15 protein-coding genes and 1 other annotated feature are annotated in these 16752 nt (G+C 39.6%); all 15 genes read left to right on the top strand.

Going from position 1 to position 16752, the window contains the following annotated elements:
• Positions 1–10: 10 nt before the first annotated feature.
• The gene (gene secG, locus QM959_RS07460; RefSeq protein WP_000282517.1) at positions 11–244 is read left to right on the top strand and encodes a preprotein translocase subunit SecG; all 234 of its coding nucleotides are present in this window, start codon (positions 11–13) and stop codon (positions 242–244) included.
• A 102-nt stretch (positions 245–346) separates the two neighbouring features.
• The gene (gene rnr, locus QM959_RS07455) at positions 347–2701 is read left to right on the top strand and encodes a ribonuclease R (protein WP_414372445.1); all 2355 of its coding nucleotides are present in this window, start codon (positions 347–349) and stop codon (positions 2699–2701) included.
• A complete protein-coding gene (smpB, locus tag QM959_RS07450; RefSeq protein WP_414372443.1) occupies positions 2664–3131 on the top strand; it encodes an SsrA-binding protein SmpB in 468 nt (155 codons plus the stop codon). Before rnr ends, smpB begins: the two co-directional genes overlap by 38 nt.
• Positions 3132–3145: 14 nt before the next feature.
• The gene (gene tehB, locus QM959_RS07445) at positions 3146–4006 is read left to right on the top strand and encodes an SAM-dependent methyltransferase TehB (protein WP_414372441.1); all 861 of its coding nucleotides are present in this window, start codon (positions 3146–3148) and stop codon (positions 4004–4006) included.
• Positions 4007–4124: 118 nt separating this feature from the next.
• Positions 4125–4313, top strand: a complete 189-nt coding sequence (locus QM959_RS07440) for a type II toxin-antitoxin system HicA family toxin (RefSeq protein WP_414372440.1) — start codon at positions 4125–4127, stop codon at positions 4311–4313.
• 27 nt (positions 4314–4340) lie between these two features.
• Complete coding sequence (locus tag QM959_RS07435) at positions 4341–4718, top strand: type II toxin-antitoxin system HicB family antitoxin (RefSeq protein WP_414372438.1); 378 nt, start codon at positions 4341–4343, stop codon at positions 4716–4718.
• A gap of 78 nt (positions 4719–4796) precedes the next feature.
• A complete protein-coding gene (locus QM959_RS07430; protein WP_414372436.1) occupies positions 4797–5750 on the top strand; it encodes a competence protein CoiA in 954 nt (317 codons plus the stop codon).
• An 18-nt stretch (positions 5751–5768) separates the two neighbouring features.
• Positions 5769–7571, top strand: a complete 1803-nt coding sequence (gene pepF / locus QM959_RS07425; protein ID WP_414372434.1) for an oligoendopeptidase F — start codon at positions 5769–5771, stop codon at positions 7569–7571.
• 1 nt (position 7572) lies between these two features.
• Positions 7573–8286, top strand: coding sequence for an O-methyltransferase (locus tag QM959_RS07420; protein WP_414372432.1), 714 nt, complete (start codon positions 7573–7575; stop codon positions 8284–8286).
• Positions 8287–8352: 66 nt separating this feature from the next.
• Positions 8353–9291, top strand: a complete 939-nt coding sequence (gene prsA / locus QM959_RS07415; protein ID WP_414372431.1) for a peptidylprolyl isomerase PrsA — start codon at positions 8353–8355, stop codon at positions 9289–9291.
• A 160-nt stretch (positions 9292–9451) separates the two neighbouring features.
• The gene (ftsW, locus tag QM959_RS07410; protein WP_414372430.1) at positions 9452–10675 is read left to right on the top strand and encodes a cell division peptidoglycan polymerase FtsW; all 1224 of its coding nucleotides are present in this window, start codon (positions 9452–9454) and stop codon (positions 10673–10675) included.
• A gap of 24 nt (positions 10676–10699) precedes the next feature.
• Entirely contained in the window at positions 10700–13396 is a 2697-nt protein-coding gene (gene ppc / locus QM959_RS07405) for a phosphoenolpyruvate carboxylase (protein ID WP_414372429.1), read from the top strand.
• A gap of 96 nt (positions 13397–13492) precedes the next feature.
• Positions 13493–13710, top strand: a binding site (T-box leader).
• A gap of 112 nt (positions 13711–13822) precedes the next feature.
• The gene (gene trpX, locus QM959_RS07400) at positions 13823–14818 is read left to right on the top strand and encodes a tryptophan ABC transporter substrate-binding protein (RefSeq protein ID WP_247934393.1); all 996 of its coding nucleotides are present in this window, start codon (positions 13823–13825) and stop codon (positions 14816–14818) included.
• A 75-nt stretch (positions 14819–14893) separates the two neighbouring features.
• Complete coding sequence (locus QM959_RS07395; RefSeq protein WP_414372427.1) at positions 14894–15760, top strand: ABC transporter permease; 867 nt, start codon at positions 14894–14896, stop codon at positions 15758–15760.
• Positions 15757–16515, top strand: coding sequence for an ABC transporter ATP-binding protein (locus tag QM959_RS07390; RefSeq protein WP_247934391.1), 759 nt, complete (start codon positions 15757–15759; stop codon positions 16513–16515). Before QM959_RS07395 ends, QM959_RS07390 begins: the two co-directional genes overlap by 4 nt.
• Positions 16516–16752: the final 237 nt, after the last annotated feature.

Raw genomic sequence — 16752 nt, 5'->3', positions numbered from 1 at the left:
GGAGTTTGATATGTATAACCTATTATTAACCATTTTATTAGTATTATCTGTTGTGATTGTGATTGCGATTTTCATGCAACCAACTAAAAACCAATCCAGCAATGTATTTGATGCCAGCTCAGGTGATTTGTTTGAACGCAGTAAAGCACGCGGTTTTGAAGCTGTAATGCAGCGTTTGACAGGGATTTTAGTCTTTTTCTGGCTAGCCATTGCCTTAGCATTGACGGTATTATCAAGTAGATAAGAAAATAATGGGCAGGACTAGGTCTTTGCCTCTTTTTATTTTTAAATGATGTTTGAGAAGGTTTTACAGTAAGAGAAAATTAAAAAAATCTAGAAAGAAAATATGAAAGATAGAATAAAAGAATATTTGCAAGACAAGGGAAAGGTGACTGTCAATGATTTGGCTCAGGCTTTGGGAAAAGATGGATCCAAGGATTTTCGTGAGTTGATTAAAACCTTGTCCCTAATGGAAAGAAAGCACCAGATTCGCTTTGAAGAAGATGGCAGTTTGACCCTGGAAGTCAAGAAAAAACATGAGATTACTCTCAAGGGGATTTTTCATGCTCATAAAAATGGTTTTGGCTTTGTCAGTCTGGAAGGCGAGGAGGACGACCTTTTTGTAGGGAAAAATGATGTCAATTATGCTATTGATGGTGATACCGTTGAGGTCGTGATCAAGAAAGTCGCTGACCGCAATAAGGGAACAGCAGCAGAAGCCAAAATTATCGATATTCTAGAACACAGTTTGACAACCGTTGTCGGTCAAATCGTTCTAGATCAGGAAAAGCCCAAGTATGCCGGCTACATCCGTTCGAAAAATCAGAAAATCAGTCAACCGATTTATGTTAAGAAACCTGCCCTAAAACTCGAGGGAACAGAGGTGCTTAAGGTCTTTATCGATAAATATCCAAGCAAGAAACATGATTTCTTTGTCGCTAGTGTCCTCGATGTGGTGGGGCATTCAACGGATGTCGGAATTGATGTTCTTGAGGTTTTGGAGTCTATGGACATTGTCTCAGAGTTTCCAGAGGCTGTCGTCAAGGAAGCGGAAAGTGTGCCTGATGCTCCGTCTCAACAGGATATGGAAGGCCGTTTGGACTTGAGAGATGAGATTACCTTTACCATTGACGGTGCTGATGCCAAGGACTTGGACGATGCGGTGCATATCAAGGTCTTGAAAAATGGCAATCTGGAACTCGGAGTTCATATAGCAGATGTTTCTTACTATGTAACTGAGGGGTCTGCCCTTGACAAGGAAGCTCTTAACCGTGCGACTTCTGTTTATGTGACAGACCGTGTGGTCCCAATGCTTCCAGAACGCCTTTCAAACGGCATTTGCTCTCTCAATCCTCAAGTTGACCGCTTGACGCAGTCTGCTATTATGGAGATTGATAAACATGGTCGTGTTCGTAATTACACTATTACTCAGACTGTTATCAAGACTAGTTTCCGTATGACCTATAGTGATGTCAATGACATCCTAGCAGGTGACGAGGAAAAGAGACTAGAGTATAAGAAAATTGTTCCTAGTATCGAGTTAATGGCTAAGCTCCATGAGACTTTGGAAAGTATGCGAATCAAGCGTGGTGCTTTAAATTTTGATACCAATGAAGCTAAGATTTTAGTCGATAAAAAAGGCAAGCCAGTTGATATTGTTCTTCGTCATCGTGGTGTCGCTGAACGTATGATTGAGTCCTTTATGTTGATTGCTAACGAAACGGTTGCCGAGCACTTTAGCAAGCTGGACCTACCTTTTATCTATCGTATTCATGAGGAACCTAAAGCTGAGAAAGTTCAAAAGTTTATTGATTATGCTTCAAGTTTTGGCTTGAGAATTTATGGGACTGCTAGTGAGATTAGTCAGGAAGCTCTTCAAGACATCATGCGTGCTGTTGAGGGAGAGCCTTATGCGGATGTATTGTCCATGATGCTTCTCCGCTCCATGCAGCAGGCTCGCTATTCGGAGCATAATCACGGCCACTATGGATTAGCGGCTGACTATTATACTCACTTTACCAGTCCGATTCGACGTTATCCAGACCTTCTTGTTCACCGTATGATTCGTGATTACGGCCGTTCTAAGGAAATAGCCGAGCATTTTGAGCAAGTAATTCCAGAGATTGCGACCCAGTCTTCCAACCGTGAACGCCGTGCTATTGAGGCTGAACGTGAAGTTGAAGCTATGAAAAAGGCTGAGTACATGGAAGAATATGTCGGAGAAGAGTACGATGCAGTTGTTTCAAGCATCGTTAAATTCGGTCTCTTTGTTGAATTGCCAAACACGGTTGAAGGCTTGATTCACATCACAAATCTACCTGAATTTTATCATTTCAACGAACGTGATTTGACTCTGCGTGGGGAGAAATCAGGAACAACATTCCGTGTAGGTCAACAGATTCGTATCCGAGTTGAAAGAGCCGACAAGATGACGGGTGAAATTGACTTCTCTTACATCCCAAGTGAGTTTGATGTGATTGAAAAAGGTTTAAAACAGTCTAATAGCAGTGACAGAGGGCGTGGTTCAAGTCGTCGTTCAGATAAGAAGGAAGATAAGAGAAAATCAGGACGTTCAAATGATAAGCGCAAGCATTCACAAAAAGACAAGAAGAAAAAAGGAAAGAAACCTTTTTATAAGGAAGTAGCTAAGAAAGGAGCCAAGCATGGCAAAGGGCGAGGGAAAGGTCGTCGCACAAAATAAAAAGGCGCGCCACGACTATACAATCGTAGATACGCTAGAGGCAGGGATGGTCCTGACTGGAACTGAAATCAAGAGTGTACGAGCTGCTCGAATCAATCTCAAGGATGGCTTTGCCCAAGTAAAAAATGGGGAGGTTTGGTTGAGCAATGTTCATATCGCTCCTTACGAAGAGGGCAATATCTGGAATCAAGAACCAGAACGTCGGCGCAAACTCCTGCTCCATAAGAAACAAATTCAAAAATTAGAGCAAGAAACCAAAGGAACAGGTATGACCCTGGTTCCCCTTAAAGTCTATATCAAAGATGGCTATGCCAAGCTTCTTTTAGGACTTGCCAAAGGGAAACATGACTATGACAAACGGGAGTCAATCAAGCGACGTGAGCAGAATCGCGATATTGCGCGTGTCATGAAAGCTGTTAACCATCGATAGAAGGATGTTATAAAATGGAAAAACTAGTTGCCTATAAACGCATGCCGGTCTGGAATAAAGACACCATGCCAGAAGCTGTTCAAAGAAAACACAATACTAAGGTTGGAACCTGGGGCAAGATTACTATTTTAAAAGGAACTCTCAAGTTTATTGAATTGACAGAGGATGGTGAGGTTATAGCTGAACACCTCTTTGAAGCAGGAGCTGACAATCCCATGGCGCAACCACAAGCCTGGCACCGAGTAGAGGCTGCTACAGATGATGTGGAATGGTACTTGGAATTTTATTGTAAACCTGAGGATTATTTCCCTAAAAAATACAATACTAATCCAGTTCATTCGGAAGTTTTAGAAGCTATGCAGACGGTAAAACCTGGGAAAGCCTTGGATTTAGGTTGTGGTCAAGGCCGTAACTCTCTCTTCTTAGCCCAGCAAGGTTTTGATGTGACAGCCGTGGATCAAAATGAACTTTCTCTTGAGATCTTACAAAGTATTGTAGAGCAAGAAGATTTAGAAATACCTCTTGGTCTTTACGACATCAATTCAGCTAGCATCGGACAAACTTACGATTTTATCCTATCGACTGTTGTTCTCATGTTTTTACAAGCAGACCACATTCCTGCTATTATTCGAAATATGCAGGAGAAAACCACTGTTGGTGGCTACAATCTTATCGTCTGCGCCATGGACACGGAGGATTATCCTTGTTCAGTGAACTTCCCATTCACATTTAAAGAAGGAGAATTGGCAGACTATTACAAGGATTGGGAATTGGTTAAGTACAATGAGAATCCAGGGCATCTCCACCGTCGCGATGAGAATGGCAATCGTATTCAACTGCGCTTTGCGACCATGTTAGCTAAGAAAATAAAGTAAATAAGAATAAAGATCTGGAAATTTCCTGATCTTTTTTCTTTTTTACGAATAGATAAGATAGAAGAATTGACAAAAATACGCATTATAAGTATAATTTAAGCTAGAAAGGTGACCATAAATGCCAATAACAGGTAAGGAAATGGTAAAATTAGCTCTTGCAAATGGATGGATTGAAGTACGTAAGAGAGGAAGTCATCATCATTTAAAAAAAGAAGGAGTCCCCTATCTTGTCACGATTCCAGTTCACGGTAATGAGGATCTAGGAAAAGGTCTAGAGAGGAAAATATTAAAAGATTTGGGATTGTAGTTGGTTTGGAAATTGTGGAGGTGTATTATGCTAAAATCTTATCCTGCTATTTTTCATAAAGAAGGTACTGGATACTGGATTGAATTTCCGGAGTTTGGAGGTGGGACTGAAGGAGCAACGATTGAACTTGCAATGAAAAATGCTCGGGAAATGCTTGAGAGTGTTTTAGCTTCTTATATTGATGAAGGACTAGTTTTGCCTACTCCTAGTGACATAGCTAAGTTGAAAGCTCCTGATGGATTTGTGACTTTGATTCAGGTCAATCCCTTACCTTTCGTAAAGAATAATAAGGCGATTCGAAAAAATGTTACAGTTCCAGAGTGGTTAGTCAGACTTGCAGATCGTGAGAAAGTGAACTATTCTGAAGTGTTGACACAAGCTCTTGAAAGTCGCTTGCAACTCTAAAATTATAGAATGATAAAGATCTGGAAATTTCCTGATCTTTTTTCTTTTTTACGAATAATATAGAAAAGGAGGGAAAGCATGTTTGTTGCGAGAGATGCTAGCGGACAGTTGGTAAATGTGTTAGAGGATAGGCTTGAGAAGCAAGCCTACACCTGCCCAGCTTGCGGAGGTCAGCTCCGTTTGCGTCAAGGTCTAAGTGTCCGGAGACATTTTGCCCATAAATCCCTAAAAGACTGTGATTATTCCTCTGAAAATGAAAGTCCGGAACACCTGGCAAATAAAGAATCCCTCTATCACTGGTTGAAAAAAGATTCAGAAGTGAAATTAGAATACCCGCTTCCAGAGCTTAAACAGATTGCGGATGTATTTGTAAATGGGAATCTAGCTCTAGAAGTTCAGTGTAGTCCAATGCCTCAAACAGTTCTTAAAGAGCGTAGCGAGGGCTATCGTAGTCAAGGTTACCAAGTGCTGTGGTTGCTGGGCGAAAAGCTTTGGCTCAAGGAGCGGTTGACCCGTTTGCAACAAGGTTTCCTTTATTTCAGTCAAAACATGGGCTTTTATGTTTGGGAAGTAGATAAGGAAAAAAAGCTTTTAAGACTCAAATACCTGATTCACCAGGATCTCCGAGGTAAACTCCATTATCAAATCAAGGAATTTCCCTATGGTCAAGCTAGTTTATTGGAAATATTGCGTTTCCCCTATAAGAAACAACAAATTTCTAGTTTTAGTGTTTCTCAAGACAAGGATATCTGTCGCTATATTCGGCAACAACTGTATTATCAAAATCCTATTTGGATGAAAGAACAAGCAGAAGCCTATCAAAAGGGAGAAAATATTCTGACTTATGGGTTAAAAGAATGGTATCCACAAATTCGACCACTAGTAGGTGATTTTTGCCAAATAAAGCAAGATTTGACCAGCTATTATCAGCATTTTCAAACCTATTACCAAAAAAATCCTCAAAATGATTGGCAAAAGCTTTACCCACCAGCCTTTTATCAGCAATATTTCTTGAAAAATATGGTAGAATAGAAAGGATGGAGGAATCTAATGGTATTACAAAGAAATGAAATAAATGAAAAAGATACATGGGATCTATCAACGATCTACCCAACTGACCAGGCTTGGGAAGAAGCCTTAAAAGATTTAACAGACCAATTGGAGACAGTAGCCCAGTATGAAGGCCATCTCTTGGATAGTGCGGATAACCTACTCGAAATCACTGAATTTTCTCTTGAAATGGAACGCCAAATGGAGAAGCTTTACGTTTATGCTCATATGAAGAATGATCAGGACACACGTGAAGCCAAGTATCAAGAGTACTATGCCAAGGCCATGACTCTCTACAGCCAGCTAGACCAAGCCTTTTCATTCTATGAGCCTGAATTTATGGAGATTAGTGAAGAGCAGTATGCTGACTTTTTAGAAGATCAACCAAAATTGCAGGTTTATCAACACTATTTTGACAAGCTTTTGCAAGGCAAGGAACACGTTCTATCACAACGTGAAGAAGAATTATTGGCTGGAGCTGGAGAAATCTTTGGTTCTGCAAGTGAAACCTTCGCTATTTTAGATAATGCAGATATCGTCTTTCCATTTGTTAAAGATGAAGATGGTAACGAAGTACAATTATCACATGGCGTTTATATGCGCTTGATGGAGTCTAAAAACCGTGAGGTGCGTCGTGGTGCTTATCAAGCTCTTTATGCGACTTATGAACAATTCCAACATACCTATGCCAAAACCTTGCAAACCAATGTTAAGGTCCAAAACTATCGTGCCAAAGTTCGCAATTACAAGAGTGCTCGTCATGCAGCCCTAGCGGCGAATTTTGTTCCAGAAAGTGTTTATGACAATCTGGTAGCAGCAGTTCGCAAGCATTTGCCGCTCTTACATCGTTACCTTGAGCTTCGTTCAAAAATCTTGGGAATTTCAGACCTCAAGATGTATGATATTTACACACCGCTTTCGTCGGTAGATTATAGCTTTACATACCAAGAGGCCTTGAAAAAAGCCGAAGAAGCCTTGGCAGTCTTGGGTGAGGATTACTTGAGCCGTGTTAAACGTGCCTTTAGAGAGCGTTGGATTGATGTTTACGAAAACCAAGGTAAGCGTTCAGGGGCCTATTCTGGTGGTTCTTACGATACCAATGCCTTTATGCTTCTTAACTGGCAGGACAATCTAGACAATCTCTTTACCCTCGTCCATGAAACAGGTCACAGTATGCATTCAAGCTATACTCGTGAAACTCAGCCTTATGTTTACGGAGATTACTCTATCTTCTTGGCTGAGATTGCCTCAACGACCAATGAAAATATCTTGACGGAGAAATTATTGGAAGAAGTGGAAGATGACGCAACGCGCTTTGCTATTCTTAATAACTTCCTAGATGGTTTCCGTGGAACAGTTTTCCGCCAAACTCAATTTGCCGAGTTTGAACATGCTATCCACCAAGCGGACCAAAATGGTGAAGTTTTGACAAGCGATTTCCTAAATAAACTCTACGCAGACTTGAACCAAGAGTATTATGGTTTGAGTAAGGAAGACAATCCTGAAATCCAATACGAGTGGGCTCGCATTCCACACTTCTACTATAACTACTATGTATATCAATATTCAACTGGCTTTGCAGCAGCTTCAGCCTTGGCTGAGAAGATTGTCCACGGTAGTCAAGAAGATCGTGACCGCTATATCGACTATCTCAAGGCAGGTAAATCTGATTATCCACTTAATGTCATGAGAAAAGCTGGTGTTGATATGGAGAAGGAAGACTATCTCAACGATGCCTTTGCAGTCTTTGAACGTCGTTTGAATGAGTTTGAAGCCCTTGTTGAAAAATTAGGATTGGCATAAGATGGTTGAATCATATAGTAAGAATGCCAACCATAACATGCGTCGTCCTGTCGTCAAGGAAGAAATTGTAGACTTAATGCGTCAGCGTCAAAAACAAGTCACAGGCTCTTTGAAAGAATTGGAAGACTTTGCTCGTAAGGAAAATATTCCCATCATTCCCCATGAAACGGTTGCTTATTTCCGTTTTCTCATGGAAACTATGCAACCAAAAAACATTCTAGAAATTGGGACAGCTATCGGGTTTTCAGCTCTCTTGATGGCAGAACATGCGCCAAATGCTAAGATTACAACCATTGACCGCAATCCAGAAATGATTGGTTTTGCCAAGGAAAATTTTGCCCAGTTTGACAGTCGTAAACAAATCACACTCTTAGAAGGAGATGCTGTAGATGTCTTATCTACACTGACAGAGTCCTATGATTTCGTCTTTATGGATTCTGCTAAGTCTAAATACATCATCTTTCTGCCAGAAATCCTCAAACATTTGGAAGTTGGTGGTGTGATTGTCTTGGATGATATTTTCCAAGGTGGTGATGTTGCCAAGGATATTATGGAAGTCCGTCGAGGTCAACGGACTATATACAGAGGCCTTCAAAGACTATTTGATGCAACCTTAGACAATCCAGGGCTCACTGCAACATTAGTACCTTTAGGGGACGGCATTCTTATGCTTCGTAAAAATGTAGCAGATGTTCAATTGCCTGACAGCGAATGATTTTCAGAATAATTTAAGAAAATATAGTAAAATAGATAAGGTAACACTTATCTCAAAGGAGTAGACATGAAGAAAAAACTATTGGCAGGTGCCATTACACTATTATCAGTAGCAACTTTAGCAGCTTGTTCAAAAGGTTCAGAAGGGGCAGACCTTATCAGCATGAAAGGGGATGTCATCACTGAACATCAATTTTATGAGCAAGTGAAAAGTAATCCTTCAGCTCAACAAGTCTTATTAAATATGACTATCCAAAAAGTATTTGAGAAGCAATACGGTTCTGAAGTAGATGACAAAGAAGTCAATGACACTATTGCCGAAGAAGAAAAACAATATGGTGAGAACTACCAACGTGTCTTGTCACAAGCAGGAATGACTCTTGAATCACGTAAGGCTCAGATTCGAACAAGTAAATTGGTTGAGTTGGCAGTTAAGAAGGCAGCAGAAGCTGAATTAACAGATGATGCTTATAAGAAGGCCTTTGATGAATACACTCCAGATGTAACGGCTCAAATCATTCGTCTTAATAATGAGGATAAAGCCAAAGAAATTCTTGAAAAAGCTAAAGCTAGTGATGCAGACTTTGCTCAATTAGCCAAAGATAACTCAACAGATGAGAAAACGAAAGCGAACGGTGGAGAAATCACCTTTGATTCAGCTTCAACAGAAGTACCAGATCAAGTTAAGAAAGCAGCTTTTGCCTTGGATGTTAACGGAATTTCTGATGTCATTACAGCTACTGGCACACAAGCCTACAGCAGTCAATATTATATTGTAAAACTCACTAAGAAAACGGAAAAATCATCTAATATTGATGACTACAAAGAAAAATTAAAAACTGTTATCTTAACTCAAAAACAAAACGACGCATCATTTGTGCAGAGCATTATCGGAAAAGAATTGCAAGCAGCCAACATTAAGGTTAAAGATCAAGCCTTCCAAAATATCTTTACCCAATATATCGGTGGTGGAGATTCAAGCTCAAGCAGTTCTTCAAAAGAATAAAACAGAAAAGAGCCCAGTGCTCTTTTTCTTATGAGAAAATCTATTATCTTAAGGGTAAGAGTTTTTTTCTTTCGGAAAAAATGGTATAATAGCAATCAAAACTAGAAAATAAACGGAATTTGGGAATAATTTCTTTTGTTCTCATTAGATTGGTGATACTATGAAGATTAGTAAGAGACACCTATTAAACTATTCTATCCTAGTTCCTTACTTACTTTTATCTATTTTGGGCTTGATTGTAGTCTATTCTACAACTAGTGCCATTCTTATCGAAGAAGGTAAAAGTGCCCTCCAATTGGTTCGAAGTCAGGGAATGTTTTGGGGCTTTAGTTTAATATTGATTGCCTTGATATATAAGCTGAAACTGAATTTTTTAAGAAAAGAACGACTGTTATTTATTGTTATGTTTGTGGAGCTGATTCTCTTAGCTCTGGCTCGCTTAATTGGTACGCCAGTTAATGGTGCCTACGGTTGGATTTCTGTAGGACCTGTAACAATTCAACCAGCAGAGTATCTCAAAATTATTATTATTTGGTACTTGGCTCATCGTTTTTCTAAACAGCAAGAAGAAATCGCTATTTACGATTTTCAAGTCTTGACCCAAAACCAATGGATTCCTCGTGCGTTTAATGATTGGCGCTTTGTCCTACTAGTCATGATAGGAAGTTTGGCTATTTTCCCAGATTTGGGGAATGCTACCATCCTAGCTCTGGTCGCCTTGATTATGTATACAGTTAGTGGGATTGCTCATCGTTGGTTTATAGCCTTTATCGGTGTATTGTTTGGAGTTTCAGCCCTATCCTTATCAGCTATCTCTATGATCGGGGTTGATAAGTTTTCAAAAGTTCCAGTATTTGGTTACGTTGCCAAGCGATTCAGCGCCTACTTTAATCCCTTTGCTGATTTGGCAGGAGCAGGCCATCAACTTGCAAATTCCTACTTTGCCATGGTAAATGGTGGTTGGTTTGGTCTAGGCTTAGGAAATTCAATTGAAAAACGTGGCTATTTACCAGAGGCCCATACAGACTTTGTATTTTCAATTGTCATTGAAGAGTTTGGATTTGTGGGAGCCAGCTTGATTTTGGCACTTGTCTTTTTCCTGATTTTGCGAATTATCCTAGTCGGTATTCGTGCTAAGAATCCCTTTAATTCCATGATGGCGATTGGGGTTGGGGGAATGATGTTGGTACAGGTTTTTGTCAATATCGGTGGAATTTCTGGTATTATTCCTTCGACAGGAGTAACCTTCCCCTTCCTATCACAAGGAGGAAATAGTCTCCTAGTCTTGTCTGTAGCCATCGCCTTTGTCTTAAATATTGATGCAAGTGAAAAACGGGCTCAATTATATGAGGAGTTAGAAGCTCACTCATCAAACTATATGTAGAGTTGATAGTGGAAAGGATGACCTATGTCTCTTCAAAAATTAGAAAATTATAGTAATAAAGCTGTCGTGCAAGAAGAAGTATTGATTTTAACAGAATTGTTAGAAGATATTACTAAAAACATGCTTGCCCCAGAGACTTTTGTAAAAATCATGGAGTTGAAAGAATTATCAACTCAAGAAGATTATCAAGGTTTGAATCAATTGGTTACTAGTCTGACAAATGATGAAATGGCTTATATTTCACGCTATTTCTCTATCTTGCCTCTCTTGATTAATATTTCAGAAGACGTGGATTTGGCCTATGAAATCAACCACCAAAATAATATCGATCAAGATTATCTAGGAAAATTATCTGCAACGATCAAAATGGTTGCAGAAAAAGAAAATGCGGTTGAAATTCTTGAACACTTGAATGTTGTCCCTGTTTTGACAGCCCATCCAACACAAGTGCAACGTAAGAGTATGCTGGATTTGACTAACCATATCCATACCCTCTTACGTAAGTACCGTGATGTGAAATTAGGCTTGATTAATAAGGAAAAATGGCATAATGATCTCCGTCGTTACATTGAGATTATCATGCAGACAGATATGATTCGTGAAAAGAAATTGAAAGTAACCAATGAAATCACGAATGTTATGGAATACTACAATAGTTCATTCCTGAAGGCAGTTCCTCATTTGACTGCTGAGTACAAGCGTCTGGCTAAAAAACACGGCTTGGAGTTGAAACATCCAAAACCAATTACCATGGGCATGTGGATTGGTGGAGACCGTGATGGTAATCCTTTTGTTACAGCAGATACCTTGAAACAATCTGCTATGACCCAGTGTGAAGTCATCATGAACTACTATGATGAAAAGATTTACCAACTTTATCGTGAATTCTCTCTCTCAACTAGTATTGTTAATGTGAGCAAGCAAGTCAGAGAAATGGCTCGTCAATCTAAGGATAATTCTATTTACCGTGAAAAAGAGCTTTATCGTCGTGCCTTATTTGATATTCAATCAAAAATCCAAGCCACAAAAACCTATCTGATTGAGGATAAGGAAGTTGGAGCTCGCTATGACACAGCTAATGATTTTTATAAGGATTTAATTACCATTCGCGATTCCCTCTTGGAAAACAAGGGTGAAGCACTGATTTCTGGTGATTTTGTTGAGTTGATTCAAGCAGTTGAAATTTTTGGTTTCTATTTGGCATCTATTGATATGCGTCAAGATTCTAGTGTTCATGAGGCCTGTGTAGCCGAACTCTTGAAATCAGCAGGCATTCATTCGCATTATAGCGAACTAAGTGAAGAAGAAAAATGCAAGCTTCTTTTGAGAGAATTAGAAGAAGATCCACGTATTCTTTCTGCCACTCACGTTGAAAAATCAGAGTTACTTGAAAAAGAATTGGCCATCTTTAAAGTTGCTCGTAAGTTGAAAGATAAGTTGGGTGATGATGTCATTCGCCAGACTATTATTTCACATGCAACTAGCGTATCAGACATGCTGGAATTGGCTATCTTGCTAAAAGAAGTAGGTTTAGTTGATAAAGAGAGAGCCCGTGTCCAAATTGTCCCTCTCTTTGAAACAATTGAGGACTTGGACCACTCAGAAGAAACCATGAGAGAATACCTTTCTCTTGCCCTTGCCAAGAAATGGATAGCTTCACGTAATAACTACCAAGAAATCATGCTAGGTTACTCTGACAGTAATAAAGATGGTGGTTACTTATCATCATGTTGGACCCTCTACAAGGCTCAACAACAACTGACTGCTATCGGAGATGAATTTGGCGTTAAGGTCACTTTCTTCCATGGGCGTGGTGGTACTGTCGGTCGTGGTGGTGGACCAACCTATGAAGCCATTACATCTCAACCGCTCAAGTCTATCAAGGATCGTATCCGTTTGACGGAGCAAGGTGAAGTAATTGGCAATAAATATGGTAATAAAGACGCAGCCTATTATAACCTTGAAATGCTAGTATCTGCAGCCATTAACCGTATGATTACTCAGAAGAAGAGCGATACCAATACCTCAAATCGTTATGAAGCTATTATGGATCAAGTCGTGGACCGTAGTTACGATATCTACCGTGATTTGGTTTTTGGTAATGACTATTTCTATGATTATTTCTTCGAGTCAAGTCCAATCAAGGCTATTTCAAGCTTTAACATTGGTTCTCGTCCAGCCGCTCGTAAGACTATTACTGAAATCGGTGGTTTACGTGCTATCCCTTGGGTATTCTCATGGTCGCAAAGTCGTGTCATGTTCCCTGGCTGGTATGGAGTTGGTTCAAGCTTCAAAGAATTTATTGATAAGAATCCAGAGAATATTGCTATCTTACGAGATATGTACCAAAATTGGCCTTTCTTCCAATCTCTTCTTTCAAATGTTGATATGGTCTTGTCAAAATCAAATATGAACATTGCTTTTGAATATGCTAAACTGTGTGAGGATGATCAAGTAAAAGCAATCTATGAGACTATTTTAAATGAGTGGCAAGTTACCAAGGAAGTTATCTTGGCTATCGAAGGTTATGACGAACTCTTGGCTGAAAATCCATATCTAAAAGCAAGTTTAGATTACCGTATGCCTTACTTTAATATCCTCAACTATATCCAGTTGGAGCTGATTAAACGTCAACGTCGAGGAGAATTATCAAGCGATCAAGAAAAATTAATCCATACAACCATCAACGGAATTGCGACAGGATTGCGTAATTCGGGTTGATCCCTTTCAAACTTCCTCTGTTCTATAGGGGAAGTTTTTGAATAGTTCAAAAAAATACTAAAAGAGTCTTGACAAGTACTTGAAAAATGATATAATTTAACCATTCAGAAAAGTAATCATACAAACTTTTTAGAGAGTCTGTGGTAGCTGAAAACAGATAAGTAATGATGATGAAAATTGGGCTGAATGTTATTTAGAATTTGAAATCATAAAAATTCGGTGAGCACACCTTACAGTGCATCTCGTTATTGCGAGACTGAGCGATAGGGAAATTCCCTGTAATTGAGGTGGTACCGCGCATCGACGTCCTCACACAAGTTTTTTGTGTGAGGACTTTTTTATCGGAGGTTTGTATGGAAAGAAAACGATGGCGTCGCTTGTACAGATAAGTGAAGTATTTTAAAGGAATAAAAAAGGAGAAATAGAATGAAAAATAAACGTTTAATTGGAATTATCGCTGCCTTAGCAGTCTTAGTAGCAGGAAGCTTGATTTACTCTTCAATGAATAAACCAGAAGCTAAGAATGAGAAAAAAGTTGCCAAAGTTGGTGTTCTTCAGTTTGTGAGCCATCCATCTCTTGACTTGATTTATAAAGGAATTCAAGATGGACTTGCAGAAGAAGGCTATAAAGATGATCAAATTAAAATCGACTTTATGAACTCAGAAGGTGACCAAAGTAAGGTTGCGACAATGAGTAAACAATTGGTTGCAAATGGGAATGACCTTGTGGTTGGTATCGCAACACCAGCTGCTCAAGGATTGGCTAGTGCCACAAAAGACCTACCAGTTATCATGGCTGCGATTACAGACCCAATTGGTGCCAACTTGGTTAAAGATTTGAAAAAACCAGGTGGCAACATTACAGGGGTATCTGACCACAATCCAGCTCAACAACAAGTTGAACTCATCAAGGCTCTGACACCAAATGTGAAAACAATCGGTGCTCTTTACTCAAGTAGCGAAGACAATTCCAAAACACAGGTCGAAGAATTTAAGACATATGCTGAAAAAGCAGGTTTGACAGTCGAAACATTTGCAGTTCCTTCAACAAATGAAATTGCTTCAACAGTTAACGTTATGACTAGCAAGGTTGATGCTATCTGGGTTCCAATCGATAACACCATTGCTTCAGCCTTCTCAACAGTTGTATCAAGTAACCAAACAGCTAAAAAACCAATCTACCCAAGCGCAACTGCCATGGTAGAAGCAGGTGGTTTGGCATCAGTTGTAGTTGACCAACATGACCTTGGTGTGGCAACTGGTAAAATGATTGCGCAAGTCTTGAAAGGTGCAAAACCAGCTGATACCCCAGTTAATGTATTTTCAACTGGAAAGTCAGTTATCAACAAAAAATTGGCACAAGAGCTAGGTATTACGATTCCTGAATCTGTTCTAAAGGAAGCAGGGCAAGTAATCGAATAATCTGTAATGGAGGAGTTGGGGACATCTCCTCCAATTTTTTACAATAAACATCATATAGAAAAGGTTAAGAAACGGATGATACTATCTATTATTTCTCAAGGATTTGTCTGGGCGATTTTAGGTCTGGGAATCTTTATGACATTTAGGATTTTGAACTTTCCAGATATGACGACAGAAGGTTCCTTCCCTCTTGGGGGTGCTGTTGCTGTCACTTTGATAACGAAAGGTGTGAACCCATTTTTAGCAACTCTGATTGCTGTTGGATCTGGTTGTTTGGCTGGAATGGCAGCAGGACTTCTTTATACAAAAGGGAAGATTCCAACCTTACTCTCAGGGATTTTGGTGATGACTTCTTGTCACTCTATCATGCTCTTGATTATGGGACGTGCAAATTTAGGCTTGCTTGGAACCAAGCAAATTCAGGATGCCTTGCCTTTTGACTCGGATTTAAATCAACTTTTTACAGGTCTCATCTTTGTCAGTATTGTTATTGCTCTCATGCTCTTTTTCTTGGACACTAAACTCGGACAAGCTTATATTGCTACAGGTGACAATCCTGATATGGCTAGAAGTTTTGGAATTCATACTGGACGTATGGAGCTTATGGGTCTGGTCTTGTCAAATGGTGTGATTGCCCTTGCGGGAGCTCTTATTGCCCAGCAAGAAGGTTATGCCGATGTATCTCGAGGAATTGGGGTTATCGTTGTGGGTCTTGCAAGTTTGATTATTGGGGAAGTTATTTTCAAGAGTTTGAGTTTGGCAGAGCGTCTGGTTGCAATCGTTGTGGGTTCTATCGCCTATCAATTCTTAGTGTGGGCAGTTATCGCCCTTGGCTTTAATACAAGTTACCTTCGTTTATACAGTGCCTTGATTTTGGCAGTCTGCCTCATGATTCCAACATTTAAGCAAACAATCTTGAAAGGAGCCAAATTAAGCAAATGACAGCAATTGTAGAATTAAAAAATGCAACCAAAGTCGTTAAAAATGGCTTTGATGAAGAAAAGATTATTTTAAATGATGTTTCCTTAGAAATTTTTGAACAGGACTTTATCACGATTTTGGGTGGAAATGGTGCTGGTAAATCAACCCTCTTTAACACTATAGCAGGAACCTTATCACTAACCAGTGGTACTATCCGTATTTTAGGTGAAGATGTTACTAAATTTTCACCAGAGAAGCGAGCAAAGTATCTGTCTCGTGTCTTCCAAGATCCAAAGATGGGAACAGCTCCTCGTATGACGGTTGCTGAAAATCTCCTGATTGCAAAGTTTCGTGGTGAAAAGCGTGGACTCTTTCCACGACGCTTGACAAGTTATAAGGATGAGTTTCAGGCGACCATTGAGAAAGTAGGAAATGGTCTTGAGAAACACTTGAATACGCCTATTGAGTTCTTATCAGGTGGGCAAAGACAGGCTTTGAGTCTCTTAATGGCAACCTTGAAGCGACCTGAATTACTCCTGTTAGATGAGCATACTGCAGCCCTTGATCCAAAGACCAGTGTGGCCTTGATGGAATTGACAGATGAATTTGTCAAGAAAGACCAGCTGACAGCGCTTATGATTACCCACCATATGGAAGATGCTCTCAAATATGGTAATCGTTTAATTGTCATGAAAGAAGGACGGATAATCCAAGACCTCAATAATGAAGAAAAAGCTAAGATGAAAATCTCTGATTATTATCAACTCTTTGAATAAGCTAAATTCCCAAACTAAGTTCCATCGCTAATTCAAGTGGAAGTTAGTCTGATAAAAACCCTAAAAACCAGTGGCAATCCGTGTCAAGGTAAGTTCCACTGGTTTTAATCATGCTTGGTTTTATAGCTTTTGTAGCCGAAAGGAATCGAAAAAAAGAGCGCACAAAATCCTCTCATCTGAAAGCGTTTCAGATTAAGTTCCGCTATGGTGGAAGTTAGTGTGAGACGTTTGAATGGG

The organism is Streptococcus mitis (genome assembly GCF_047459985.1).
GTDB classification, from domain to species: Bacteria; Bacillota; Bacilli; order Lactobacillales; family Streptococcaceae; genus Streptococcus; species Streptococcus mitis_DZ.
The sequence above is the reverse complement of the archived record's forward strand: the minus strand, read 5'-3'. Positions and strand labels throughout refer to the sequence as shown.

Excerpts from the sequence above, each read along its gene's own strand:
- secG (WP_000282517.1), top strand. The coding sequence starts at position 11 with ATGTATAACCTATTATTAACCATTTTATTAGTATTATCTGTTGTGATT.
- rnr (WP_414372445.1), top strand. The coding sequence starts at position 347 with ATGAAAGATAGAATAAAAGAATATTTGCAAGACAAGGGAAAGGTGACT.
- smpB (WP_414372443.1), top strand. The coding sequence starts at position 2,664 with ATGGCAAAGGGCGAGGGAAAGGTCGTCGCACAAAATAAAAAGGCGCGC.
- tehB (WP_414372441.1), top strand. The coding sequence starts at position 3,146 with ATGGAAAAACTAGTTGCCTATAAACGCATGCCGGTCTGGAATAAAGAC.
- QM959_RS07440 (WP_414372440.1), top strand. The coding sequence starts at position 4,125 with ATGCCAATAACAGGTAAGGAAATGGTAAAATTAGCTCTTGCAAATGGA.
- QM959_RS07435 (WP_414372438.1), top strand. The coding sequence starts at position 4,341 with ATGCTAAAATCTTATCCTGCTATTTTTCATAAAGAAGGTACTGGATAC.
- QM959_RS07430 (WP_414372436.1), top strand. The coding sequence starts at position 4,797 with ATGTTTGTTGCGAGAGATGCTAGCGGACAGTTGGTAAATGTGTTAGAG.
- pepF (WP_414372434.1), top strand. The coding sequence starts at position 5,769 with ATGGTATTACAAAGAAATGAAATAAATGAAAAAGATACATGGGATCTA.
- QM959_RS07420 (WP_414372432.1), top strand. The coding sequence starts at position 7,573 with ATGGTTGAATCATATAGTAAGAATGCCAACCATAACATGCGTCGTCCT.
- prsA (WP_414372431.1), top strand. The coding sequence starts at position 8,353 with ATGAAGAAAAAACTATTGGCAGGTGCCATTACACTATTATCAGTAGCA.
- ftsW (WP_414372430.1), top strand. The coding sequence starts at position 9,452 with ATGAAGATTAGTAAGAGACACCTATTAAACTATTCTATCCTAGTTCCT.
- ppc (WP_414372429.1), top strand. The coding sequence starts at position 10,700 with ATGTCTCTTCAAAAATTAGAAAATTATAGTAATAAAGCTGTCGTGCAA.
- trpX (WP_247934393.1), top strand. The coding sequence starts at position 13,823 with ATGAAAAATAAACGTTTAATTGGAATTATCGCTGCCTTAGCAGTCTTA.
- QM959_RS07395 (WP_414372427.1), top strand. The coding sequence starts at position 14,894 with ATGATACTATCTATTATTTCTCAAGGATTTGTCTGGGCGATTTTAGGT.
- QM959_RS07390 (WP_247934391.1), top strand. The coding sequence starts at position 15,757 with ATGACAGCAATTGTAGAATTAAAAAATGCAACCAAAGTCGTTAAAAAT.